The organism is Blautia massiliensis (ex Durand et al. 2017) (assembly GCF_051861785.1).
Classification (GTDB): Bacteria; Bacillota; Clostridia; order Lachnospirales; family Lachnospiraceae; genus Blautia_A; species Blautia_A luti_A.
The window spans coordinates 850,617-877,345 of the sequence record NZ_CP146725.1 but is presented as its reverse complement, the minus strand read 5'-3'; the positions used below and the strand labels follow the sequence as shown (position 1 = coordinate 877,345).

Below are 26,729 nucleotides of genomic sequence, written 5' to 3'. Positions count from 1 at the left end.
AACAAGAAAAAAGCACAGCATTTCCGGTATGTGAATATTGAAAATGCTTTTCATAGAATAGGAGGAAAGCCTATGAATATCAGTAAATTTACACAGAAATCCGTACAGGCTGTCCAGGATCTTGAGAAGGTTGCTTATGAATATGGCAATCAGGAGATTGAGGAGGAACACCTTCTGTATGCATTGCTGACACAGGAGGACAGCCTGATCCTCAAGCTGATCGAGAAGATGGAAATCCAGAAGGAATATTTTATTGACACAGTTAAGAGGGCACTGGATGCCAGAGTTAAGGTTTCCGGTGGAGAGCTTCGATTTGGTCAGTATCTGAACAAGGCACTGGTCAGTGCAGAGGACGAAGCGAAGGCTATGGGAGATGAGTATGTATCGGTTGAGCATCTCTTTCTTTCCATGCTGAAGAATCCAAGCCCGAGCATGAAGAAGCTATTCAATGAATTCGGAATCACCAGAGAGCGTTTTCTTCAGGCATTATCTACAGTCAGGGGAAACCAGAGAGTTGTCAGTGACAACCCGGAGGCAACCTATGATACTTTGAATAAATACGGTGAGGATCTTGTGGAGAAGGCGAAGAACCAGAAGCTTGATCCGGTGATCGGCCGTGATATGGAGATCCGGAATATTATCCGTATCCTTTCCCGTAAGACCAAGAACAACCCGGTTCTCATCGGTGAGCCTGGCGTTGGTAAAACAGCAGCCATCGAGGGACTGGCACAGCGTATTGTGGCAGGAGATGTACCGGAAGGTCTTAAGAATAAGAAGATTTTTGCCCTGGATATGGGTGCGCTGGTTGCAGGTGCCAAGTATCGTGGTGAGTTTGAGGAACGTCTGAAAGCGGTACTTGAGGAAGTGAAGAAGAGCGAAGGACAGATCATTCTGTTTATCGATGAGCTTCATCTGATCGTGGGTGCAGGTAAGACAGACGGCGCCATGGACGCAGGAAACATGCTGAAGCCTATGCTTGCCAGAGGTGAGCTGCACTGTATCGGTGCAACAACTCTGGATGAGTACCGACAGTACATTGAGAAGGATGCTGCACTTGCCCGTCGTTTCCAGCCGGTTATGGTAAATGAGCCGACAGTGGAAGATACCATTTCCATTCTCCGTGGCCTGAAGGAAAGATATGAGGTATTCCACGGTGTTAAGATCACAGACAGTGCATTGGTTGCAGCTGCCACACTTTCACACAGATACATTACAGACCGTTTTCTCCCGGATAAGGCAATCGACCTTGTTGATGAAGCCTGTGCGCTGATCAAGACGGAGCTGGATTCCATGCCGACAGAGCTGGATGAGCAGAGACGTAAGATCATGCAGCTGGAGATTGAAGAGTCTGCCCTGAAAAAAGAAACTGACAACTTAAGTAAAGAGCGTCTGGCTGATCTGCAGAAAGAACTTGCAGAGCTGAGAGATACTTTTAATACCCAGAAAGCTCAGTGGGATAATGAGAAGCATTCCGTAGAGAAACTTCAGAAATTACGTGAGCAGATCGAGGATATCAATAAACAGATCCAGAAAGCAAAACAGAATTACGATCTGGAGAAAGCAGCAGAGCTGCAGTACGGCGAGCTGCCGAAGCTTCAGCAGCAGCTGGAGGTTGAGGAGAAGCAGGTTAAGGAGAGTGACAGAAGCCTGGTACATGAGGCTGTCACAGATGATGAGATCGCACGTATCATTTCCAGATGGACCGGTATTCCGGTAACCAAGCTGACAGAAGGTGAGAGAACCAAGCTGCTGGGCCTTGAGGATGAGCTGCACAAACGTGTAGTAGGACAGGATGAGGGTGTTCGTCTTGTAACAGATGCGATCCTTCGTTCCAAAGCCGGAATCAAGGATCCCACAAAGCCAATCGGTTCCTTCCTGTTCCTCGGACCAACCGGTGTTGGTAAAACAGAGCTTGCCAAGACTCTGGCTGCCACACTGTTTGACGATGAACAGAATATGGTCCGTATCGATATGAGTGAGTACATGGAGAAATATTCCGTGTCCCGTCTGATTGGAGCGCCTCCAGGATATGTCGGATATGAGGAAGGCGGACAGCTGACAGAGGCCGTTCGAAGAAAACCGTACAGTGTTGTTCTTTTTGATGAGATCGAGAAGGCTCACCCGGATGTATTCAATGTACTTCTGCAGGTACTGGACGATGGACGTATCACGGATTCACAGGGACGTACGGTTGATTTTAAGAATACAATCCTGATCATGACTTCCAACATTGGTTCTCCGTACCTTCTTGACGGTATCGACGAGAAGGGAGATATCAAACCGGAGGCACAGGAACAGGTTATGAATGATCTTCGTGGTCATTTCCGTCCGGAATTTCTGAACCGTCTGGATGAGATCATCATGTTCAAGCCGCTGACCAAGGATAATGTAGGTAAGATCGTAGATCTTATGGTCAGAGAGCTCAGCGACCGTCTGGCTGACCAGGAGCTTTCTCTGGAGCTTACAGATGCTGCCAAACAGATGGTAGTGGATAACGGTTATGATCCGGTTTACGGCGCGCGTCCTCTGAAGCGTTATCTCCAGAATTATGTGGAGACACTGACAGCCAAGAAGATCCTTTCCGGTGATGTACATGCCGGAGATACCATTGTGCTGGATGTGAAGGACGGAGCGTTTACCGTCAGCACGAAGTAAAAAATAACTCCATAAAATTACAGATAGATTGACTGTGAAAAGAACTGTCGGTTCTGATAGAAATCCGTTTTAGAATGAAAATCAGAATTTGGCAGTTCTTTCAAATATGGAAAAAACTTTAATTGGACACTTGACAAAAAAGGATAATGGTAAGATAGTAAATTTAATGTTTTGCAAGTGACAGTCATCAGGCTGTCCGGAAGCAGCTTATAAATATCAGACAAAAGGATGGAAACAGATTATGATACCAAAGGACCCGGTAATGCTTTTAAGTTACGTAAATACACAGCTGCGGGATTTTTACAGATCCCTGGATGCTTTCTGTGAGGACAGAGGACTTAACCGGAAAGACCTGGAGGATAAGCTTGATATGATTGATTATGCTTATGATCCGGCTGTGAATCAGTTTGTATAAGAAAATCAGGAACAGGAAATAGTGACGATGATATTAGAAGAAGTTTTTCGGAAGATAATAGAGATATGCAGGAGAAATGGAGCTTCAAAGGTGATTCTTTTTGGTTCCAGAGCTAAGGAGACTGCGCGGGAGAGGAGCGATATAGATATTGCTGTATGTGGAGTTCATGATATGGAAAAACTTCAGGAAGAAATCGAGGATATCCCGACTTTATATACGGTAGATCTGGTAGATCTGGACACCTGTGAAAATCAGTTGTTGTTGGAGGATATAGAGCAATATGGACGAAAAATTTACGAAGAGGTATGAATCTTTTAGGAATTCTCTTGCTTCATTAACTGAGGCGAAACAACGCGATATGGAAGATTCTTTTGTATTAAGCGGTACAAGTGCGAAATTTAGCATTACCTTTGATCTTGGCTGGAAAGTAATGAAAGATATTCTGGTTCAGTATTATGCAATGACCGGTTTTGTTGCAGGATCACCGAGAGAGGTTTTGAGAGAATCATTTAAGGCAGAACTGATCCAGGGAGATGAATGGATGGATATGCTGAAAGTCCGTAATCAGCTTGCGCATGATTATGACGGAGTTATCGTGAAGAAATACTGTCATATCATTGTTGATGAGTATATTGGTAAATTTGAGGAATTTCAGAGTAAAGTGGATGTGCTGTTAGAAGAAATATAAAGAACAGATAGAATTCACAAGAAATACCCGTTATGGAAAAGAAAATTCCAACCGGGTATTTTTTTATGCAATAAAATAGTTAGTTCAACAAATTAATCAGAGTAGATTTGATTTGTGATAAATTAACAATAAATCTTAAAAAAGTGTAAAATCCACAAAAACCAGTTGCATTTTTTGTGAAGATGTATATTATATATAGTTAGCCGACTAATTAAAAGAAAATAACCATTGCTTCGTATATCATTAACAGGGAGCAGGTGTCTGATCGGATGAGAGGGGAGTGATAGCGTGTTTTGTAAGGAGGAAGATGAGAAAGAAAGGCAGAGCAGTTTTTTATCTCTGTTTATGAAGGTAGACCGACATTTTATGACGAAATGTTTTGGACAGATGCAGGAGCTTGGCATTTATCCGGGACAGATCCCGGTCCTGGGACTTGTTGCCAAGAAGGATGGCTTAAGCCAGAGGGAGCTTGCGAAGATCCTGAATATCAAGCCGCCCACGGTAAATGTTTCCGTACAGAGACTGGAGAAGGCAGGCTTTCTTTATAAAAAGCCGGATGAAAAAGACCAGCGTGTGACCAGGATCTACCTGACAGAAAAAGGAAAAGAGACCAAGGCAAAGGCACTGGAGCGGATCCATAAAAATGAAGCAGTGATGCTGGAAGGCTTCAGTGAGGCAGAACAGTGCCTGCTTCGGAGATTTCTGGAGCAGATCCTTGCAAATATTGAAAAGATCCAGCCGGAGGAAGCCATAGAAAAGCTTCATCCGGATGAAATGACAGAAAGGAAGGAACAGAAACGTGATTAAACTGATGAAATATCTGAAACGATCTGCAGGTTACATCATGCTCATCATTGCGCTTCTTTTTCTTCAGGCATACTGTGATCTGTCTCTGCCGAATTACACATCCAATATCATTAATGTGGGAATTCAGCAGAACGGTATTGAAGACAGTGTTCCTGAGAAGATCAGAAAGACGTCCATGGACAGTCTGAAGCTGTTTATGGAAGAGGATGATGCGAAAACTGTGGATGGATTTTATGAGGAAGAGGGAGATGATCTGGTATTAAAGGATAAAATCTCCAAAGAAGACAGAGAAGAACTCAACGATATCTTCGGCAAACCGATGGTGATCGTTTCTACTCTGACGTCCGACAGTGAAGAATCAAAGGCAGTTCTTGCAAAAATGGGAATCCCGGAAGGGATTGATCCACTGGCGGCTCTTTCTCAGATGCCTGCAGAGGCTCTGGCTGCTGTGAAGGAGCAGGTCGGAGAAAAGATCGACAAGATGCAGGAATCCATCATCACACAGGCAGGTGTTTCCTATGTTCGTGCAGAATATGAAGCTATGGGTGAAGATGTGGATGCCATACAGATGGATTACATGAAGTCAACAGGTATCCGCATGGTGCTGATGGCACTGGTCACTATGATGGCTGCAGTATGTGTGGTATTTCTTTCGTCCAGAGTTGCTGCATCTATGGGACATGATCTCCGTGGACTGGTTTATAACAAAGTCATAGGTTTTTCCAGCAGAGAGTACCATAAGTTTTCAACAGCATCCCTGATCACACGATGCACGAACGATATCCAGCAGATCCAGCAGGTAATGGCTATGATGTTCCGTATCGTGCTTTACGCGCCGATCCTTGGAATCGGTGGTGTGATCCGCGTGCTTCAGAGAGATTCCTCCATGACATGGATCCTTGGGGTGGCCATTGTACTGATCATGGCATTTATGGGACTTCTGTTCAGGATCGCAATGCCGAAATTTACAGCTTTGCAGACCATGGTAGATAAGCTGAACCTGGTAACAAGAGAAATCCTTACCGGTATTCCGGTTATCCGTGCATTCAGCCGGGAAAAACACGAGGAGGAGCGTTTTGAGGATGCAAATATCACTCTGACGAAGACAAACCTCTTTGTAAACCGTTGTATGACATTTATGATGCCGGTGATGATGCTGATCATGAACGCAGTTTCCGTACTGACCATCTACAGCGGTTCTTATGCGGTAGACAGCGGAAGCATGCAGGTTGGTGATGTTATGGCATTTATCCAGTATGCAATGCAGATCATCATGTCATTTTTGATGATCACAGCAATGTCTATCATGCTGCCGAGAGCAAATGTATCTGCACGCCGTATCAACGAGGTAATTGAGACAGAAGTCAGTGTCCAGGATCCGGAGGATCCGGTACAGCCTTCCCAGGATGTGAAGGGTACTGTAGAATTTGATCATGTAAGCTTCGCATATCCGGAGGCAGGAGAGAATGTTATCACGGACATTTCCTTCAAGGCAGAAAAAGGTGAGACAGTAGCGATCATCGGAAGTACAGGAAGCGGTAAGAGTACACTGATCAATCTGATCCCGCGTTTCTATGATGCAACAGAAGGATCTGTGAAAGTGGATGGTGTGGATGTCCGGAAAATGACACAGAAGGATGTCCGTGACAGGATCGGTTACGTTCCGCAGAAGGGTGTACTTTTCTCAGGAACCATTGATTCCAATATCCGTTACGGAAAGACAGAGATTTCGGAGGATGCAGTGAAAAAAGCAGCAGGGGTTGCACAGGCTACGGAGTTTATCGACACCAAGCCGGAGCGATATAAGACTCCGATCGCACAGGGAGGAAGCAATGTTTCCGGTGGACAGAAGCAGAGGCTTTCCATTGCGAGAGCTATCGCAAAAGATCCGGAGATCTTTATCTTTGATGACAGCTTTTCCGCACTGGATTTCAAAACAGACAGTACACTTCGGAAAGCGCTGAAAGAACATACAAAAGAAGCAACAACCATTATCGTGGCACAGCGTATCAGTACGATCTTAAATGCAGATAAGATCCTTGTACTGGACGATGGACATATGGCAGGGATCGGAAGCCATAAGGAGCTGATGAAGTCCTGCGAGGTATATCGCCAGATTGCCATGAGTCAGTTATCAGAGGAGGAATTGGCATGAGTCAGCAGAGAAGAAGAGGCCCTATGGGCGGACACGGAATGCAGCCAACAGAGAAGGCCAAGGACTTCAAAGGCTCCATGAAAAAGCTCTTTGGCTATATGGGCAGATATAAATTCCGTTTTATCCTGATGTTTATCTTTGCAGTGGCAGGTACAGCGTTTAATATTGCAGGCCCGAAGATCCTTGGAAAAGCTACCACAGAGCTGTTTAATGGTCTGGTTGCCAAGGTAAACGGTACAGGCGGTATTGATTTCAGTAAGATCGGAATGATCCTTCTGTGGACTTTGGGACTGTATGTGGCAAGTGCATGCTTTTCCCTGATCCAGGGATTTGTCATGACGGGGATCTCCAATGATGTTACATACAATCTCCGAAAGGATATTTCAAAGAAGATCAACCGTCTGCCAATGAATTATTTCGAGAGCAGAACAAACGGTGAGATCCTTTCCAGGGTGACAAATGATGTGGATACCCTGCAGATGAGCATCAACCAGAGCATGACACAGCTGATCACATCCGTAACAACACTGATCGGTGTGTTTATCATGATGCTTTCCATAAACGTGTGGATGACACTGGCAGCAGTGCTGATCCTGCCGGTTTCCATGCTTATCATTAATAAAGTAATGAAACGCTCCCAGAAATATTTCCAGGCACAGCAGGAGTATCTGGGAAAAGTAAATGGTCAGGTGGAAGAGAATTTCGGCGGCCATGATGTAGTAAGAGTATTCAATAAAGAGCAGGATGTGCTGAAGGAATTTGAGCATGACAACCAGAAACTTTATGAGTCTGCATGGAAGTCACAGTTCTTTTCCGGAATGATGATGCCGATCATGCAGTTTGTGGGCAACTTAGGATATGTGATGGTGGCACTTCTCGGAGGGATTTTTGCCATCAAAGGAACTATAGAGGTTGGAGATATCCAGTCCTTCTTCCAGTATATCCGTAACTTTACACAGCCGATTCAGCAGATCGCCCAGGTTACAAACCTTCTGCAGTCCTCGGCGGCAGCTTCTGAAAGAGTATTTGAATTTCTGGAGGAGCCGGAGGAAGAACTTCAGCCGGAGAACCCGGATTCCATTGAGGGACTGGAAGGAAATGTACAGTTTGAGCACGTGAAATTCGGTTATAACCCGGATAAGATCATTGTAAATGATTTTTCCGCAGATGTGCATGACGGTCAGAAGATTGCCATTGTAGGACCTACGGGTGCAGGAAAAACGACGATCGTAAAGCTGCTGATGCGTTTTTATGATGTAAACGGCGGAAGCATCAAGGTTGACGGACATGATATCCGGAACTTCAACCGCAGCAATCTCCGTGAGATGTTCGGAATGGTGCTGCAGGACACCTGGCTGTTTTCCGGAACCATTATGGAAAATATCCGCTACGGAAGACTGGACGCAACGGATGAAGAGGTGATCGCAGCAGCAAAAGCGGCTCATATCCACAACTTTATCATGCAGCAGCCCGGCGGCTATCAGATGGTCCTGGATGAGGAGACCAGTAATGTTTCTCAGGGGCAGAAGCAGCTGCTTACCATTGCAAGAGCGATCCTGGCAGACAATAAGATCCTGATCCTGGATGAGGCCACATCTTCCGTTGATACAAGAACAGAAATGCAGATCCAGAAGGCTATGGATAACCTGATGAAGGGAAGGACCAGCTTTGTTATCGCCCACAGATTGTCTACTATTAAGGATGCAGATCTGATCCTGGTAATGAAGGATGGAGATATCATTGAGCAGGGAAATCATGAAGAGCTCCTGGCACGTAAGGGATTTTATGCGGATCTGTATAACAGTCAGTTTGAACAAAAACAGGCATAATCCTGTTTTTGTTCATGAGGAAGTAGCGAAGCGGATTCCGAATGTCTGCTTTGCTGAAAGAGGCTCAGGCATAAGATAACCTGAGTATTGGGCAGGATTACAGCACCGGAAATGTACTTCCATCCGAAAAACGGATCGGCCACGTTTCCGGTGCTTTTTTTGCGGATTTTTTTCAGGTTAATGTGGTGAATAAATATTGTGTGATTCATATAAAAATGATAGGAATAATAATATAAATTATATAAAAATAGCACAAAAATCGTAAGAAAGTACAGTCTGTTCGGAAGAATAAAGAGGAATTCCATGATTCATACAGTATAATAGGATATATCGAGTGTGTGGAAAAACTACAAACTATATAATGCGGAAAATGCGGAATGTTAAAGAGAAGAGAGGTATTTTTATTATGAAACAGAAAGCAATGGATATGAAACTTGTAGTAAAACCGCTGGTTGGCTGTCTGACACATACACATTTCTGGGAGGGACCATGTCGTGCCGGACATAAAGAGGATATGACTGTTGAAGCTGAGACAAAAGCAGCTGATGAGGCATTCAAAAATTCAGTTAAGGGATTACAAGGGGTTATTGATGAGGTAGAATTCACGGAGCCTGTGGATGTCCGCTATAATGAGTCTTTTGTTGTAGATAAAGACCTTTTTGCAAAAATCGGAGAGGATGTTGATGAGATCGATTGCTTCCTCTGCATGGGATGGAGAATTCCTAAGCTTGAGCGTTTCGGAAAGCCGGTCGTTATCTGGCAGAACGGAAACGAAGGAATTGATTTTGCAGCATACTGCCGTTCCATCGGAGTAGAGGCATATGTATGTATGGATCTTCAGGATGTGAATGAGATCATGCATATTCTCTGGGTAAGAAAAGCAGTTCGCAATACAAGGGCGCTTGTACTGACAGCAGGATCTCAGCCTACATTCGGAATCCAGAGTCTGATCCGTGATCCGGAGATCCTTCGTCAGCGTTACGGAGTTGAAGTGGTGAAGCTTCCATTTACATCCATTTTCAAATATATGGATGAGATCACAGATGAGGAAGCAAAACCGATTGCAGATAAGATCATTGCAGGATCTACCGATACACAGGTAAACACAGACTGGTTTATCAATGACGTGAAATATTATCTGGCTGCCAAAAAGATGATGGATATTTATGACTGCAACGCTTTCTCAACCGCATGTCATGAGCTCTGTACAACAGAAATCCCGCAGAACCGTAAATTCACACCATGTATGTGCCATTCCATCATGAAAGACGAGGGAATTCCAAGCGGATGTGAGGAAGATCTTAATGCACTGATGGCCATGCTGATCATGCAGTATGCCGGAAAACGTCCGGCATTCATGGGTAACCCGAACCACGAGACAGACGAGCTTCTCCGCATCCACCATGCAGTACCGGCTCTTCAGATGAACGGTTATGGAACAAAACCGCTGGCATACAAACTCTGGGCATTCACAGGCCAGGGATTCGGTGGAAAACTGCAGGTTGACTTCACAGAGAACGATGATGATTATATCACACTTGGACGTTTCAATCCGGCAGGCGATACCATGTGCATCAAGAAAGGCAAGGTTATCCGTTCTGAATATGCAGATACATACTGCAGTCCGTTCTACTACATCCAGATGGACGATGCAAGAGAATTCATGCACAATCTTGCAGGATTCGGACATCATCAGGTGCTGATCTTCGGTGATTACACAAAGATGATCAAGAAGATTGCAAAAATTATGAACTTCAATATTCTGGAAGGATGATTGGATGATATATCTGAACAACGGGGCAACTTCCTGGCCGAAGCCCCCTGCTGTTTCGGAAGCTGTGCAGGCGTGTCTTAGCGGCACGCCTGCTTCGCAGTTCCGGGGCGGCAGATCGATCATGAAAAAAGATGTGGAAGTACTTTGCCGGGAAAAACTGGGACAGCTCCTTGGAATCAGGGAAACAGAGCGAATATTTTTTACATCAGGGGCAACAGAAAGCATGAATACAGTCCTTGGGGGGCTGGACTACGGTGAAAAAGGCAGTAGCATCCTGGTAACGCAGACAGAGCATAACAGTGTGCTACGTCCGGTATATAATCTGGAACAGCTGAGAGAGCATCCGGTGCTGGTAGTGAAGTGTACGATAAACGGGATAGTGACGAAAGAAGCCCTGGAAACAGCAGTACGACCGGACAGCCGTGTGCTGATCCTGAACCACTGTTCCAACGTGACAGGCTGTGTGCAGGATATGGAGATGATCCGGGAATTTGTAAAGAGACATGGGCTGATCCTGATCGTGGATGTGTCGCAGAGTGCTGGTTGTATCCCTGTTGATGCAGATAAATGGGAAGCAGATGCGCTTATTTTTACAGGCCACAAAAGCCTGATGGGAATTCAGGGAACCGGCGGATTTTATGTCAGGAGCGGAATTGAGCTGAAGCCACTGAAATATGGAGGAACCGGAAGAAACAGCGCACAGCTTACCTACGAGAACAAAGACTATGAGTATGAAGTAGGAACTCAGAACATGCCGGGAATCACAGGACTTCTGGCTGGGGCGGAGTTTATTGAGCAGACAGGACTTGCGGCAATTATGGAAAAAGAAGCTCGTCTGATGGAAATGCTTTATTGTGGTCTGGAACAGATAGAGGGTGTAAGGATCTACGGAAACCATGACGTATGCAGAGGACCTGTGATGAGCCTGAATTTTCAGGGACTGAAAGCTTCGGATGCCGCGTATATTCTGGAAAGCGGATATGGGATCATTGTCCGTTCAGGGCTTCACTGTTCGCCATTGATCCATAAGGCAATGGGAACAGAAGAGGGCGGAACTGTGAGAGTAAGTGTTTCGTGGTTTACGGAGGAGAAGGATATAAAGGAATTTTTAGGAGCTGCGAAGGAAATAGCAGCATCTGTGGTACGGAATATTTAGCAGGCAAGTTACAGAGCAAATTTATACGGATGTATTACGAAGAACGATCATAGGAATCAGTCATATAGGGCAGACAGCAGATCCACGGGAAATCTGCCTGTAAAGGAAAGGGGAATACACGATTATGAAAATAATAGGAAAACAGCCTTCCAGGGAAAAATGTGCAGAATCCGGCTGGTTTGCCTGGGATTATCTTCTGGATGAACCGGTAGAGCGGGAATTCATTCTGAAGCTGAGACCATTGGGGGGATTCACATATCTTGATATGCTGAAACAGCCGTTTTTTAAGATTGACAGCGATTACTATATGATAAAAGGAATTCAGGGTAATGATTATTTCCGCATTGCTGTCCATGGGAAGCACGAAGATCAGCTGGAAGAGTTAGAACGAACTATCACAGATTGCATGGAAAAATAATATCTGCTATAATATTGTGAGCGTAAGAAGACACTGGAAAGGCTGCCGGTCCTGCCGGAAACAGCTGATGCGATGACAGTGTCTGCGTTTACAGGAGGCAGAATTTGCGATTAGAGAGAGACAACATACCCCTTGACAAAGAATTTCCTTTTCAGATTTCAGAGGTGGAACTGACACCGGAGAACAGTCGGCCTGGAAGTTATCACTGGCACAGCTATTTCGAGATCACCTGTGTGTTGGGGGGCAAGGGAAATTATTTTGTAAACGGGCAGGAATATACAATGGAAGAAGATGATATTATCATCTTCAATAATGTGGAGCCTCATGGATGGAAGCTGATCGGTGGAGACATGAAGCTTCTTGTGATGATTTTTTCACCGGAATTCGTGGCCGAAAAGCTGAGTATTTTTGATACGGAATATCTGAAGCCTTTTGTTGAGAGAGGAAGTAATTTTAAGAACCGTATCGGCAGGGAAGAAGAGGTAAGCGGAGAGATCCGTTCCAGTATCCGGGAGATCTATCACGAATGGCAGCAGAAAAAAGAAGGCTATCCGCTGATGATCAAGGCGAATGTACTTCGTATCCTTACCATGCTGATCCGGGCTTATCAGGATGAGAGCAAGTCCGGGGAAATGCTCCGTGAGAAGAAAAATGCAATGAAGCGTCTTGAGCAGGCTTTTAATTACATAGATGATCATTACTGTGAGAAGATCACTCTGGAAGAAGTTGCTTTTTCCGTATATATGAGTTCCAACTATTTTTCTTCTTATTTCCGTAAGGTGACAAATATCAGTTTCAGCGATTATGTCACAAGGATGAGGATCAACCATGCGCGTGAGCTTCTTCGGGAAACAGATAAAAATGTTACGGAAATCGCCATGGAATGCGGATTTAATAATATTTCCAATTTTTACAGACTTTACAAAAAACACGTGGGGAAACCGCCGAAAGATGAGAAGCAGAAGAAACAGTAAAAATAGTTAAAATTCATGAGCGGATAAGTCATAGACGGAAATCAGGCTTCGATGTTAGGATAAAAGTAAGAAATTTTGTCCTGATATCGGAGCTTTTTTATTAGAAAGGCTCCGATATCAGAAACGGAATATTAATGTCTGATTTACCGGACAGATAAGGAGAAGGGAAATTATGGTTAAAACAGATAGCTATGTACAGTTTGAAGCAGGAAAGCTGACATACCGGGTGGTTCCGGTGACAGAGGAGATCATCCGTGTAATTGTTTCCGGAAAAGAGATCAAAGAGTCACAGGATTCTCTGATCATTGAGAAAAAAGAATACCCGGAGGTTGATTTTTCAGCAGAGGAAAATGCAGGAAATATCATTGTGAAAACTGCGAAAGTCTGTGCAGAGATCAACACTGCATCCGGTGATATCATCTGGAAGCATGCAGACGGAAGCAAGTGGCTTTCCCAGAAGAAACCGGAACTGACTGAAACAGATGTGATCCACTATAATACAGGCGATGAGGAGCCGATCATCAACCGTGTAAAGACAGTTGACGGTGAGAGAAATTTTATCCAGAATCTGAAATCTGAGAAAGTAAGAACAGCATATCGTGGAAAACTGTTCTTCACATGGAAAGAGGATGAGGAAATCCATGGGCTTGGCCAGGCAGAGGAAGGTATTTACAATTACAGAGGTCACTGCCAGTACTTATATCAGCATAACATGCGTATCCCGATGCCTGTTCTGGTTTCCACAGAAGGATATGGAATTCTTGTTGACTGCTGTTCACTTATGACTTTTAATGATGATCTGAAAGATTCCTATCTGTTTCTGGATACTGTAGATCAGATCGATTATTATTTTATGGGCGGTCATACTATGGATGAGATCATCCATGATTACCGTTATCTTACAGGCAAGGCGCAGATGCTGCCGAAATGGGCTTATGGCTATGTACAGTCCAAAGAGCAGTATTACACGGCAAAAGAGCTTCTTGAGATCGTTCGCCACTACCGTGAGATCGGGGTTCCGCTTGACTGTGTGGTACAGGACTGGAATACCTGGAATCCTGGAAACTGGGGCGAGAAGATCCTGGATCAGAAGCGTTACGGAGATATGAAAGAATGTGCGGAGGAAATCCACAAACTGAATGCCCATACCATGGTTTCCGTATGGCCGAATATGAATGCAGGCGGCAAGAACCATACAGAGTTTTTTAAGACTGGTCATCTTCTTTATGATTATGCGACTTATGATGCTTTTAATGAAGAAGCGAGAGAAATGTACTGGAAACAGGCACAGGAAGGACTTTTTGACCAGGGTTTTGATTCCTGGTGGTGCGATTCCACAGAACCGTTTTCCGGTCCTGACTGGAGTGGTGCAGCAAAGAGAGAGCCATGGGAAAGATATGAGCTTGTCGGCGGTGAGCACAAGAAATATCTGGATCCTGCTGTTGCCAATGCTTTTGCACTGATGCATGCAAAGGGAATTTATGAGAATCAGAGAAAAACTACAGAAGAGAAACGAGTTCTTAACCTGACACGTTCCGGCTATGCTTCCGGCCAGAAATATTCTGCAATGCTGTGGTCAGGCGATACCTGTGCATCCTGGGATAATCTTAAGACACAGATCGTGGAAGGCCTGAATATGGGACTCAGCGGATATCCATACTGGACACTGGATATCGGCGCTTTCTTTACAGTTGCTGATAAGTGGCAGAACCGTGGATGCGGCTGCAACACAGATCCGGAGCCGAAATGGTTCTGGCAGGGCAAATATAACGAAGGCGTGAAGGATAAAGGATACTGTGAGCTGTATACAAGATGGCTGGAGATGGGAACCTTCCTTCCGATGTTCCGTTCCCATGGAACTGATACACCAAGAGAAATCTGGAACTTCGGTGAAAAAGGAACCATGTTCTATGATGCCATCGAGAAGTTTATCAAGCTCCGTTATCATCTGATGCCGTATATTTATTCCCTTGCAGGTGCTGTACATTTTAATGATTATACGATTATGAGAAGCCTTCTCTTTGACTTCCCGGAGGATAAAGAAGCACGCAAGGTTGAGAATGAGTTTATGTTCGGACCGTCCCTTCTGATCTGTGCTGTTACAGAGCCGATGTATTACGGACCGGAGAGTACTGAGCTCCATAGAGAGAAAACATGGAAATGCTATCTCCCGGCAGGTACGAAATGGTACGATTACTGGACAAACAAGGAGTATGAAGGCGGCCAGTACGTAACCGTAGATGCTCCGATCGACCGGATGCCGATCTTTATAAAAGCAGGAAGTATCCTTCCTGTTGCAGAGGGACTTGTATATGCTTCCCAGAAACCTGAGGAGCCGGTGAAACTTATGGTATATCCAGGTGAAGACTGCAAGTTCACTATTTATGAGGATGAGGGAAATAACTACAATTTTGAAAACGGTGCTTATGCAACAACAGAGCTTACCTGGGATGATAAAACAGGAACTCTGACTGTTGGCGGGCGTCAGGGAAGTTATCCGGGAATGGAAGAAGTTTCCTACGTGACTGAAGTTGTAAAATAAAATAATCGATAATAAGGAAAGACTGTCTGAAAAGGTGCCTGGCATCTCTTTGGGCAGCCTTTTTTTACTCTATACATCGTGACGGCTTTCGGGTATAATTCTGTAATAAGGCATTTTTATGCCTGAGAAAAAACAACAGAAACGGGAGGATTTTACCATGATCATAACAACAACGCCATCTGTAGAGGGAAGAGCAATCCGTGAATATAAAGGAATCGCATTCGGAGAAGTGATCACAGGAGTAAATTTCATGAAAGATCTTGGAGCAGGTCTTCGGAATTTCTTTGGCGGCAGAAGCGCCGGTTATGAGGAAGAACTTCAGAAAGCCAGAAAAGAAGCCCTGGCAGAGCTGGAGCAGCGTGCAGGTGCAATGGGAGCTAATGCAGTGATTGGTGTGGATATTGACTACGAAGTGCTTGGTGCAGATAATGGAATGCTGATGGTAACAGCAAGCGGAACTGCTGTAGTGGTGGATTAAGGCTTATGGCAGCGGTAAAAAACGGACGTGAATACCTTTTACATGTGACAGAGACATTGAAACACAGGATCGCACAGCTGGATGAATCCATAGAGGTCGGGCAGAAAGAAATCGAAGGTATGCACGAATACTACTGGGAAAACTATACAGAGATGGACCAGTATGGATATGAAAATTTTGATAACCAGCAGGCACTTCTCCATGAGATCAATGCCAGCAATGAGAAAATCGAACTGCGTCGGAGATTCAGGAAGATGGTGGATTCACCTTTTTTCGGAAGGGTGGATTTCTGCTATGAAGGAGAAGATGAGCCGGAGATATTTTATATCGGAATTGCGAACCTGGCTGAGGAGAACGGCGGACCTCCGCTGATCTATGACTGGAGAGCACCTGTGTCCGGACTGTTCTATGATTTTGACAAGGGACCGGCTTCCTACCAGGCTCCGCTTGGCGAGATCCACGGGGATATTGCTGCCAAGTGGCAGTACAAGATCCGCGGTGGAAAAATGATCTATGAGTTTGAGAGTGATGTGAAGATTGACGATGAGATCCTGAAGGCAGAGCTTGGAAGCAATGGTGATGTACAGCTGAAGAATATTATCCGTACGATCCAGAAGGAGCAGAATGCGATCATCCGAAACACTTCGGATCGTATCATGGTGATCCAGGGAGCAGCAGGAAGCGGAAAGACTTCCATTGCCCTGCACAGGATCGCCTATCTCCTGTATCATGACAGGAAAAATCTGAACTCTTCTTCTGTGCTGGTGCTTTCACCAAATGGGGTGTTCTCGGATTATATTTCCCATATCCTGCCGGAGCTTGGCGAGGAGAATATCCGGGAGATGAGCTTTGACCTTTTTGCATACAAGAGACTGAAAAAAGTTGTTTCTGACTGTGAAGACAGATATGATCTGATCGAGCGTCAGATTGCAGGATTATGCGATGAGAAGCTTCTGAAAGAGAAACTGTCACGGGATTTTCTGGATCGTATGGAAGGATATCTGGTGGAGCTTGAGGACAGCCTTATGAACTTCCGTGATGTGGAACACAGAGGCGTGGTCAAAAAAGAGCAGGAGATCATAGAGCTTTTTTACTTTAAATTCATGGATATCCCGCTGCTTTCCAGAATGGATGCAGTAGCAGAATATTTCATTGATGAGGTGGAGACTCTTAAGGGATTCGATCTTCCGGATGAGGAAAGGGAGGCTGTGAAGAGCCGTTTCTACCGGATGTATGAGACAAGAGATCTCTATGTGCTGTACAACCGTTTCCTGAAACAGGAAGGTTTTCCTTCTCTTCCGCAGGTTCAGTATGAAAAAAGAAAGCTGCGCTATGAGGATGTGTATCCGGTTTTGTATCTGAAATACCGGCTGGAAACCCAGCAGGAGGATTCCGGTGTGCGCCATCTGATCGTGGATGAGATGCAGGATTATTCCATGATCCAGTATCTGATCATTCAGAGACTCTTTAAATGCAGGATGACTATTCTTGGGGACAGAGAACAGACTATGGACGGCGAGCAACAGGATGTGCTGACATTTCTGCCTAAGATCTTTGGAAAAGATATACGCAGGATCGTGATGGACAAGAGCTACCGTAATACTGTTGAGATTGCGTCTTATGCCAATAAACTGGCGGGAATTACGGAAGTGGAGCTTTTTGAACGTCATGGAAAACCTGTTGTGGAAAAAGAATTTCCGGGGCTTGAGGAGGCACTGGAGAGCGTAGTGAGAGAGCTGCGGCTTGAGAAGCAGGCAGTCATAGCTGAGAATGCAGATGAAGGTGTTGAAGATATTATTTCATATGAAACAGCAGCAGTGATCGCAAGAACTGCAGATGAAGCAAGGGAAACTTACTACATTCTGAAGGAGAAGCTGGAAGCAGAAGGCTTTGATACCAAGGAGCGTCTGTCCCTTCTTCACAGAGACAGCACAAACTTCCAAAAAGGCCTGACTGTCACAACATTCTACATGGCAAAGGGTCTGGAGTTTGATCAGGTATTTTCTGTATTTCCTGGGCAAGACCGAAGTCCGATCGTGGAGCGGGCGAGATATATTGCGGCGACGAGAGCTCTTCATGAATTGTATATGTATGAAGTTGTGAAATAAAATATAAAAAGTCATTTCAGAAGCCGGATGCTTTGGGAACAGAGCATAACCGGACTTCATGAAATGACTTTTTTGTTTATATATACCTGGAAAAATTTATTAACTGATCTGCTGGATCTCTCCCTCATCTTTATATTCCAGAGGGCTTTTTCCTGTATGTTTCTTAAAGATCCTGCTGAAATATCCCTGATCGTGATAGCCGCACATTTCACCGATCTGTTTTACAGAAAGGGAAGGCTCATGGATCAGCAGCTTCTGTGCATGGCTCATCCGGAGATTGATCAGATATTTGGTAGGGGTGCAGTCATAGACCTGACAGAAGATTTTGGTCAGGTAGCTGGGACTGTAGTTCATGGTTCCTGCAATCAGGTTCAGGTTGATATCCTCTGCATAATTCTGTACCATGAAGTTCTTGAGAAGCTCTGCAATCTGTCCCGGTGACATGCAGGAAGCACCTGGGGCGAATACGGTTTCGTAGTCATCACGTTTGATCTGAAGTTCCTGTTTGATCTTAAAGAGAACATTTTGGAGTTCGTCCGGATCTACAGGCTTCAGAAGGTAATCAGAAACCTTCAGCGTGATGGCTTTTTTTGCGTATTCAAAATCAGAAAATCCGCTGGTGATCACAAATTTCGTAAAGGGAAACTGATCACGGATCCTGGTGAGCAGGGCGATTCCGTCCATGACGGGCATCCTGATATCCGTAAATACCACATCCGGGCTCATCTGTTCCACCAGCGAGAGGGCCTGTGCACCTGTCTGTGCTGTGCCGATCACCTGAAAATCAGGATCTGCTTTTTCAATCTTATGTACCAGATTATTCAGAAGAAGTTCTTCATCTTCTGCCACAATAACAGTATAGTTCATAGTATTATTCCTCCGCATATGTCTGAAAATACCGTCCAATAGAAACAATTCCGTGGCCGTCCGCCGTATTTCCATACCTGAAAATGATATCATCTTTGCAGAAGAGTTTCCAGCGGAGAAATACATTGACAGTGCCAAGACCGTTGATCTTCAAAGCAGGCATGCCGGGATTTCGAATGACATTCATGATATCTGAATTTATTTTTTTCTTGGCTTTTTCAGTGAATCCCGGTCCTGTGTCTGTGACATCGATCTGCCAGCTGTTTTGGTTTATTGTACTGCTGATGGTGATAGTCCATGGTGGTTCGCAGTCAGAACCATATTTGATGGCGTTTTCCACAATAGGCTGGATGATCAGCTTCGGAACCGGCTGATCCAGAAGAGATTCATCCACATCAATGGAATAATTCAGACTGGACTGGTAGCGGACCTTCATGCAGTAGAGATATTTCTGGACATAATCAAGCTCTTCGCGGAGTGTTACAGTTGTTTCAGCAGTATTGGTAATATAACGCATGATCCTGGAAAGATTGCGGCACATTTTTTCCACGGTATCCGTATCTCCGTTTTCTGCAAGCACCATAATGCTGGAAAGAGAGTTGTAATAAAAATGAGGATTAATCTGACTCTGCAAAGCCATGCTGCGTGCTTTCATTTCCTGATCCTTGGCTTCGTTAAGCTGAGTCATGGAATCTTTCAGGTTATCGCTCATCAGCTGGAATGCCTGATACAGTTCTTCCAGTTCATTGACGGAAACCGGATAGGAAGTGACTTTTTCCTGGCCGAGAGTGTCCAGTTCCATACGCTGGATAATGTGCTTCAGGTGTTTCACCGGTTTTACTACAGAGCGGGAAAGCCTGTAGGAAACGATTACTGCTGCGGCAAGAAAAGCAGCAACAACAGCCAGAAGGATCTTCAGCATTTTGTATGCAGGGGCAAGGATCACAGATTCCGGCTGGATAGTCAGATAAGTGTAGCCTGTATATGCGGAATTCAGTCTGGAGACGTATTCCTTCTGATCTGTGATGGGACTCTGTACAGTGATAATATCCTGATCAGAGTCTGTAAGACTGTAGTATCTGGAAATATTATCTGCCTTGTCCTCGGTGATATCATAAGGATAGATAAGATCGCCGGACTCATTGAAAACGTATACACTGGCAGCATTTCCGCGATTTTTTTTCTCATAGGAGATAATGCTTTTGAAGATGGATTTACATTGTTTCGCTGTCTCGATCACACCTACACCACGGCCGTACTGGTTGGTGAAGGAACGGTAGAGGGAGATGAACCACTGGGGATAACGGTTTGATTTTGTATAAACACAGGTACTGTAAGGTGCGGTGACTACTTTTTTTCCGTGAGAGTTTTTAGCTGTTTCAATCCATTCGTTCTGTGAAGCATCGGTTTTTTTTACCATGGTGGAAAGACCGGATTGAAGTACATATCCGGAAAAATCGTATAAATTCACCTGATCAGCCTTTAATTCTGTTCCACTTAAAGAGATAAAAAGATTGGACATGTCAGAAAGCATTTTATCGGATATATTAAGATCAAATGTCTGATTCAGAATAGTTTTTGATATGCTGCTGTAATTAATATTTACAGAAACAGTATCCAGATTCCGGATTGCGGAATCAGTCTGTGTCTGAAAGGTGGAATTTAGTGTAGTCATGGCACTGAGCTGACTTTCTTTTAGTTGATTGGATGTAAATATATAAAAAAATACAGCAAAAGAAAAAAGGATCAGGCAGGCCATACCGAGATAGGCACTGAACAGTTTTGATTGCAGACTGTGTGTTTTCATAAAAAGCTCCTTTCCGCTGCCTTTAAAAGATCGCATAAAATATCAGGCAAAAGTATAGCATATTTGTAATAAAAGTACAAATCATGACAGGAGAAATTTGAGATATTAAATAAAAATTCATATATAGAATACGTACAGCGGAAGAATAATATAAAAAAAATACAAATACAGGGACGAAATATCTATAGACATAACAGAGGGCAGATGATAGACTACCAAAATGTTATGAAAATATGAGAATAATCAGCAGAAAGGTGATAATAAGTATGACGATAGAGAGGAATAAGTCAGTTTTTTTGACACCACCCGTGGCAGTGCCGGATGGTAATGTGGATGTTTCAGGAGGTGGAAGATGGAAAATCTGGCAGAATGCAGGGACAAAAATCGATGCACCGATACTGGGAAATGGTGACTTGCTGGCAGCAGTGGCGGGAAATGCGAGATATCCGCAGTTATGGTTTTCCACCAATGATTTCTGGCAAATGGAAAGTGCGGCAAACTGGGAATTTTTTCATGACAACAGTGTGGCAAAATGTGATCCGGCAGTAGGGGGAGGAAGTCCCAGACCAATAGGAAGAATGGTATTTGATATTCCTGAAATGGAAGGAGCTCAGTGGCATACAGAGCAGCAGTTTTCTACAGCGACAACAGTAACGACACTGACAGATAAAAAAGGAAAACGATGTTTCATGAAAAGCTGGGCTGCAGCAGTTGAAAATATTCTCGTAATAGAATTTGAAACAGAAAAAGATCTGGAAATAGAGTATGATTTTTATTTTCCTGATGAATTGGGAAAAGGCTGTGAGACCGCGGCAGATATATGGGGATATGGAGAATCGGATAACATTCAGAATGGGATGTTTGTGGGACTTGTAACCGGAAAACCGCTTCAGGTGAAGAAGATCGGCGGAGGAATCGTTAGCGGATACAGGCAGTTTTCAGATTATGTGGATATGCCTGTTAAGGCCGGATTTGCGGGATGTTTCCTGAAAGAACAAAATCCTGATAAAATAGATATGCGTGACAGAAATACCTGTAAAAAGCTGAAAAAAGGAGAAAAAGCCATTTTTGTCCTGCCAGTGCGTTCATGGGCAAAATGCAGCAGACCGTATGAATATGCTTTTTCCAGAGCAAGGTGGATAAACGGGGAAAATATCAAAGATCTCCGTGAAAGACATCTGGCCTGGTGGAAAAAATTCTGGAGTGTTTCCGAAATTTCCCTGGATGATCCGATAATTGAGCAAAGATATTATCTGTCAAAGTACATGCTTGCAAGTCTGTCGAGAGATCCGGAATATCCTCCGAATATTCTGGGTATAAGTACATTTGACCGTCCGGCCTGGAACGGAAATTATAAAATAAATTACAATCATCAGTCACCATATCTGAATCTGATGGTTTCCGGGCATTTTGCACAGTCTGATCCTCATGATGCACCATATCTGAAGCTTATGGAAATATCAGATGAAATGTGCAAAAGGCTTCTTAAGCATGACGGGCTGTATTATCCTCTGGGACTGGGGCCACATGGAATGGTAAGCGAGGCTCTGATCTTACATATGAAATCGCCGGCACTTCATGGTGCATTAAATATGATCTTTCGATATGGAATTACGGAGGATGAGGATTATGCTGAAAAAGTATATCCGTTTCTTCGGGGAGTTGCTGATTTCTGGGAAAAAGATCTTGTTCTGAGAGATGGTGTTTATCATGTGACAGGGGATGGAATGCATGAACGTACAGAGGAAAATATACGTGAAAACGGAGAGCCGGAAGATCCGGTAAATACTCTGGGATACCTGAAAACATTTTTTTCCTGGATGCCAAGAATAAGTGAAGCACTGAATCTGGATGCGGAAAAACGAGATAAATGGAGAACAATATCGGAAAATCTGGCACCTTATCCTAAGGGAACAGTTCGGGATATCCAGAATAATCCTACTTTGTGGAAAGAAGTAGATGTGAAACTGGAAGAACTGCTTCCGGAAGAACTTCTGGATAAAGAAATTTTTTATGATGAGGGGATTGGAGGAAAATGGTCATTTCATTTTCCGGGAAATATCATGCAGATTTATCCCGGCAGTGCAATAGGTCTTGGAAGCATTCCGGAAGAACTTGAAGTGGCTCGAAATACTGTCCATATCCATGCTATGGCAGAAAATGCCCTGGGAAAATATGAATATGAAAAAGAATGCAGAAAAACAGGTACAGTTCCTGAAAAAAATCAGCATTTTTATAAAGCGGGCGCATTTAATGCTTCTAATCTCAGCTGCCTGTTTTTTACAGCAGCAGTGAGGGTTGGGTATGATCCTGATATTATCTGGAATGAAATGAAAGATATGATTCTTCAAAGAGGACTTCCAAATGGATTTCTGAAAGAAAATCCACATGGAATCGAGCAGCTGAATACGGTCACGGATGCAATCCAGGAAATGATGATGCAGAGTTACGAAGGGATTATACGTATCTTCCCGGTATGGCCAAGAAAAAATCATCCAAATGCTTATTTCAGAGGATTTCGTGCATGGGGAGGATTTGAAGTGGATGCCGGCTTGAAAAATGGTGTTATAGAACAGGTGACAGTACTGAGCCATAAAGGCCATATCTGTAAAATTGAAAATCCATGGCCAGGAAAACCGGTAAAGATAGTATATGAATTTGGAAGAGACGATGAAATATGCAGTGGAAAAGTGATCAGCATCAATTTGCACAAGGAGGAAAAAGCTATCCTGACGGAAGAGGGTAAGGTTCAATAAAATAAATATGAAAATAGTATAATGAAATGTGAAAAAAGTACAAATGCAAGGCGAGAATATCCATAGCTTTTGAAAAAAGCAGATGATAAAATGTTATCATCAAATGAGGGAACGAACGATTAATTAAAGTTCAAACAAAAAGGAGGAAACAATAATGAAAAGAAAGAGATTTCTGGCAGTAGCCTGTGCAGCAGCAATGATCGCTTCCATGACGACAGGACTTGCAGTGAACGTATCTGCAGCGGATGAAAAGAGCGATTTCGCAGGTGAGGAGCTCAGCATCCTGGTTTCAGCAGGATGGATGGATAACCGTTACGATGAGACAATTAAACGTTTTGAGGATACCTACGATGTTACCGTAGACCTTCAGACAATTCCTGCTGACCAGTATTCAGATCTTCTTCAGTCCAAGCTTGCTACAGATTCCTGTGCAGACATCTTCTGGATCCAGTCCAATCCGTTTGCAATCGAGTCTACTATCGTTGATCCTGAGAAATACTGCATCGACTTTACAGGAGCTTCCTGGGAGAATGTTATGCCGGAGACAAGAAAAGAGTCCTGCGTATACAATGACAAACTGTACGGACTTCAGATCTGGAACGCATCTCCGGAGTATGTAATGGTTTACAACAAGACACTGTTTGAAGAGAACGGATGGGAAGTACCGACAACATATGATGAGCTGAAAGAACTCTGCGGTAAGATCCAGGATGCAGGAATCACACCTTGGTTCATGCCTGGTGCAGATGGATGGCAGCATCAGCTGGCATTCTTCCAGATTGGTGGCGTTTATGAAGAAGCAACACCTGGTCTTTATGACGCATTAAATGAAAACAAAGCAACATTTGCAGACAATGAGAAAATGCTTGAAGTTCTGAATCAGTTCAAAGAACTTTCTGATGCCGGATATTTCGGTGAGGACTGGATCGGAACAGACAGTACAAATATTTCCAATGAGTTTGGTGACAGAAACTGTGCGATGGCACTTGCAAACTCCAGCTTTATCAAACAGATTCAGGAAGATACAGGCACATCTGATGAGTTTGGAATGTTCCTTGAGCCACTTGGTGATAACACCTGGTATCCAAGCAGCAACTCAGGCCCGACAATGTTCGGTTACAAGGGAACAGAGCATGAGGATCTTGTAAAAGAATTCTTCAACTTCGTTACAACAACAGAGAGCCTTCAGGAAATCCTTGATAACTCTCCTGCATACACAAACCTTGATGTAAACGATGACAAGCTTGAGCAGCACTGGCTGCCGGAGGAGCAGGAATTCCTCAAGACAGTTCCGGATGACAAGAAGACTGTTGTAACACTTCAGACTGGTACAAAATATACAAACGACTACTGGATGCAGTTTGGACAGGATATGGTTGCGTTCTGCCAGGGTGAGATGGAAGCGAACGATGTTCTCAAGAACATGGATACCAACCGTGCTGAGGCAGCAAAAACTGTAGGTGATGAAAACTGGAAATAAATAACAGAACTTAAAACTAGTTGACTTGAAGGCAGAGCCGGTATTTGCCGGCTCTGTTTTAACTTAAAAACAGGAGGTGCTTTCTGTGAATAAGAAGAGAATCTATCCACAGTGGTTTCTGATACTGCCACTGGCATTATATATCATTTTTTTCCTGCTTCCCAGTGTAATGGGTGTTGGTTACTCCTTTACAGACTGGAACTCCAGAAGTGTTCTTAATGGTACTCATTTTGTGGGACTGCAGAATTTTGCGGAAATTTTTACATCTGATAAGAATTATCTGAGTGGTATTGGCAATACATTGAAGTTTACTATTATTTCAAACATCGTTAAGCTGATTCCGGCTCTTCTGATCGCGATTATGCTTCAGGAGGGACTTAAAGGCAAAGGGGTTTACAGAACATTGCTGTATTTGCCGTCTATTCTGCCTTTTGTAATCATTGGTCTTGTATTTAAGTCCATCCTGAATTATAACAACGGGCTTTTAAACACACTTCTTGATGCTTTCCATCTTGGAATTTTCAAACAGAAATGGCTGTCTGATCTGGCTATTGTATGGAAATCTATCTATGGCGTAGATGCATGGCGAGGTATTGGTTATGTTATGACTATCTTTCTTGCAGGTCTGAATACGATTCCGAAATCTTACTATGAGGCTGCACAGATCGATGGTGCAAACTTCTGGCAGAGACTTCGTTATGTGACACTTCCGATGCTGAGTGGTGCTATCATGATCAACCTTGTATTTGGTGTTACATATGGTCTGAAAGTATTCGATATTGTTTATGTACTTACAAACGGCGGCCCTGGACATGCAACAGAGGTTCTTACAACTTATGCATTCCAGCTTTATTCCAGAGGACAGTATGGAATGTCTTCAGCATTGAATACTATTCTTCTTGTAATTACAGCAATCATAGGTGTATTTATTGTTAAGACATTAAGTAAACAGGAGGTACAGCAGTAATGGCAAAAAAAAGAATTCAGAATATATTAAAACATGTTGTATGTATCCTGCTTTGTTTATGTGTCGTGCTTCCATTTTATATGGTATTGATCAACTCTTTTAAGACAAAAGCAGAGGCAGCCAGAATGAGTCTGGCACTCCCTACAGAGTGGGTATTTTCCAACTACTCTGAGGTTATTGAAAAAGGAAGTCTGATCCAGGGATTTCTGAACAGCTTTTCTTATGCGCTGATCGCTACAACACTTGGCGTTGTACTTTGTGCAATGGCTGCATTTGTTATGTGCCGTAAGAGAACAAAGTTAAATGTATTTCTGTACTATTTTGTGCTCTGCGGACTGTTTTTCCCGGTCAACTATGTAACTCTGGTACGTGTACTCAGTACACTTCACCTGAATGATACAAGAGCCGGTATTATTATGGTGTTCACCAGCGCGATGATTCCATTTTGTATATTTACGATTCGAAATTTCGTGATTTCAGTTCCTGTTGAGCTGGATGAGGCTGCCGTTATTGATGGAGCAGGTCCGTTAAGTCTGTTTTTCAAGGTTATCATGCCTCTTTTGAAGCCAACTATGGTGACATGTTTTATTCTTCAGTTTATGGGAGTATGGAGTGATTTCCTTACACCTCTGTATCTGTCAAGTAAGAGTAAACTATTCCCGATGACAATGGCTGTATATCAGTTTTTCGGAAAGAACAAGAGTTACTGGAACTACATTTTTGCTGATATCGTACTTACCTGTATCCCTGTTATCCTTGTTTACATGATCGGCCAGAAATACATTGTAGGTGGTATGACATCCGGTGCGGTAAAAGAATAAAGAAAAATATTATAGGAATTATAAAAAAGCAC

At 43.7% G+C, this 26,729-nt stretch carries 20 protein-coding genes; 18 read left to right on the top strand and 2 right to left on the bottom strand.

Annotation, left to right across the window (positions count from 1 at the left end; genetic code table 11):
- Positions 1 to 72: 72 nt before the first annotated feature.
- From clpB to V9W66_RS04165, 14 genes are all read left to right on the top strand, one after another.
- The gene (gene clpB / locus V9W66_RS04230) at positions 73 to 2,655 is read left to right on the top strand and encodes an ATP-dependent chaperone ClpB (protein ID WP_144092331.1); all 2,583 of its coding nucleotides are present in this window, start codon (positions 73 to 75) and stop codon (positions 2,653 to 2,655) included.
- A gap of 241 nt (positions 2,656 to 2,896) precedes the next feature.
- Entirely contained in the window at positions 2,897 to 3,070 is a 174-nt protein-coding gene (locus tag V9W66_RS04225) for a DUF4250 domain-containing protein (protein WP_119239034.1), read from the top strand.
- 27 nt (positions 3,071 to 3,097) lie between these two features.
- A complete protein-coding gene (locus tag V9W66_RS04220) occupies positions 3,098 to 3,379 on the top strand; it encodes a nucleotidyltransferase domain-containing protein (protein ID WP_119239035.1) in 282 nt (93 codons plus the stop codon).
- The gene (locus V9W66_RS04215) at positions 3,351 to 3,758 is read left to right on the top strand and encodes an HI0074 family nucleotidyltransferase substrate-binding subunit (protein WP_144100297.1); all 408 of its coding nucleotides are present in this window, start codon (positions 3,351 to 3,353) and stop codon (positions 3,756 to 3,758) included. Before V9W66_RS04220 ends, V9W66_RS04215 begins: the two co-directional genes overlap by 29 nt.
- Before the next feature lie 288 nt (positions 3,759 to 4,046).
- Entirely contained in the window at positions 4,047 to 4,565 is a 519-nt protein-coding gene (locus V9W66_RS04210) for a MarR family winged helix-turn-helix transcriptional regulator (RefSeq protein ID WP_243121571.1), read from the top strand.
- Positions 4,558 to 6,720, top strand: a complete 2,163-nt coding sequence (locus V9W66_RS04205; protein WP_144092335.1) for an ABC transporter ATP-binding protein — start codon at positions 4,558 to 4,560, stop codon at positions 6,718 to 6,720. The genes V9W66_RS04210 and V9W66_RS04205 overlap by 8 nt, the downstream gene beginning before the upstream one ends.
- Positions 6,717 to 8,549 (top strand): ABC transporter ATP-binding protein, encoded by a 1,833-nt coding sequence (locus V9W66_RS04200; RefSeq protein WP_144092337.1) that lies wholly within the window; start codon positions 6,717 to 6,719, stop codon positions 8,547 to 8,549. The genes V9W66_RS04205 and V9W66_RS04200 overlap by 4 nt, the downstream gene beginning before the upstream one ends.
- Before the next feature lie 406 nt (positions 8,550 to 8,955).
- Positions 8,956 to 10,323 carry a hypothetical protein gene (locus V9W66_RS04195; RefSeq protein ID WP_092068733.1) on the top strand — a complete coding sequence of 456 codons (1,368 nt, stop codon included), beginning with the start codon at positions 8,956 to 8,958 and terminating at the stop codon, positions 10,321 to 10,323.
- Positions 10,324 to 10,327: 4 nt separating this feature from the next.
- Complete coding sequence (locus V9W66_RS04190) at positions 10,328 to 11,479, top strand: aminotransferase class V-fold PLP-dependent enzyme (RefSeq protein ID WP_144092338.1); 1,152 nt, start codon at positions 10,328 to 10,330, stop codon at positions 11,477 to 11,479.
- A 124-nt stretch (positions 11,480 to 11,603) separates the two neighbouring features.
- The gene (locus V9W66_RS04185) at positions 11,604 to 11,897 is read left to right on the top strand and encodes a hypothetical protein (RefSeq protein ID WP_110103239.1); all 294 of its coding nucleotides are present in this window, start codon (positions 11,604 to 11,606) and stop codon (positions 11,895 to 11,897) included.
- Between the two features lie 104 nt (positions 11,898 to 12,001).
- The gene (locus V9W66_RS04180; protein WP_144092340.1) at positions 12,002 to 12,871 is read left to right on the top strand and encodes an AraC family transcriptional regulator; all 870 of its coding nucleotides are present in this window, start codon (positions 12,002 to 12,004) and stop codon (positions 12,869 to 12,871) included.
- A 172-nt stretch (positions 12,872 to 13,043) separates the two neighbouring features.
- On the top strand, positions 13,044 to 15,413 hold the full coding sequence (locus tag V9W66_RS04175) for a glycoside hydrolase family 31 protein (protein ID WP_144092343.1): 2,370 nt from the start codon (positions 13,044 to 13,046) through the stop codon (positions 15,411 to 15,413).
- A gap of 157 nt (positions 15,414 to 15,570) precedes the next feature.
- On the top strand, positions 15,571 to 15,891 hold the full coding sequence (locus V9W66_RS04170; protein WP_119239040.1) for a putative heavy metal-binding protein: 321 nt from the start codon (positions 15,571 to 15,573) through the stop codon (positions 15,889 to 15,891).
- 5 nt (positions 15,892 to 15,896) lie between these two features.
- Positions 15,897 to 17,999 carry a HelD family protein gene (locus V9W66_RS04165; protein WP_144100299.1) on the top strand — a complete coding sequence of 701 codons (2,103 nt, stop codon included), beginning with the start codon at positions 15,897 to 15,899 and terminating at the stop codon, positions 17,997 to 17,999.
- Between the two features lie 99 nt (positions 18,000 to 18,098).
- Here V9W66_RS04165 and V9W66_RS04160 read toward each other — a convergent pair whose 3' ends face one another.
- Together V9W66_RS04160 and V9W66_RS04155 are read right to left on the bottom strand one after the other, a co-directional pair.
- Positions 18,099 to 18,866 (bottom strand): response regulator transcription factor, encoded by a 768-nt coding sequence (locus tag V9W66_RS04160; RefSeq protein ID WP_144092347.1) that lies wholly within the window; start codon positions 18,864 to 18,866, stop codon positions 18,099 to 18,101.
- A 4-nt stretch (positions 18,867 to 18,870) separates the two neighbouring features.
- Positions 18,871 to 20,673 (bottom strand): sensor histidine kinase, encoded by a 1,803-nt coding sequence (locus tag V9W66_RS04155; protein ID WP_186289968.1) that lies wholly within the window; start codon positions 20,671 to 20,673, stop codon positions 18,871 to 18,873.
- Between the two features lie 266 nt (positions 20,674 to 20,939).
- Here V9W66_RS04155 and V9W66_RS04150 point away from each other — a divergent pair, with 266 nt between their 5' ends.
- From V9W66_RS04150 to V9W66_RS04135, 4 genes are all read left to right on the top strand, one after another.
- The gene (locus tag V9W66_RS04150; RefSeq protein WP_144092351.1) at positions 20,940 to 23,429 is read left to right on the top strand and encodes a glycosyl hydrolase family 95 catalytic domain-containing protein; all 2,490 of its coding nucleotides are present in this window, start codon (positions 20,940 to 20,942) and stop codon (positions 23,427 to 23,429) included.
- Between the two features lie 154 nt (positions 23,430 to 23,583).
- A complete protein-coding gene (locus V9W66_RS04145; protein ID WP_144092353.1) occupies positions 23,584 to 24,909 on the top strand; it encodes an ABC transporter substrate-binding protein in 1,326 nt (441 codons plus the stop codon).
- A gap of 85 nt (positions 24,910 to 24,994) precedes the next feature.
- A complete protein-coding gene (locus V9W66_RS04140) occupies positions 24,995 to 25,876 on the top strand; it encodes a carbohydrate ABC transporter permease (protein WP_243121572.1) in 882 nt (293 codons plus the stop codon).
- Positions 25,876 to 26,697, top strand: coding sequence for a carbohydrate ABC transporter permease (locus tag V9W66_RS04135; protein ID WP_144092355.1), 822 nt, complete (start codon positions 25,876 to 25,878; stop codon positions 26,695 to 26,697). The genes V9W66_RS04140 and V9W66_RS04135 overlap by 1 nt, the downstream gene beginning before the upstream one ends.
- The last annotated feature ends 32 nt before the right edge of the window (positions 26,698 to 26,729 follow it).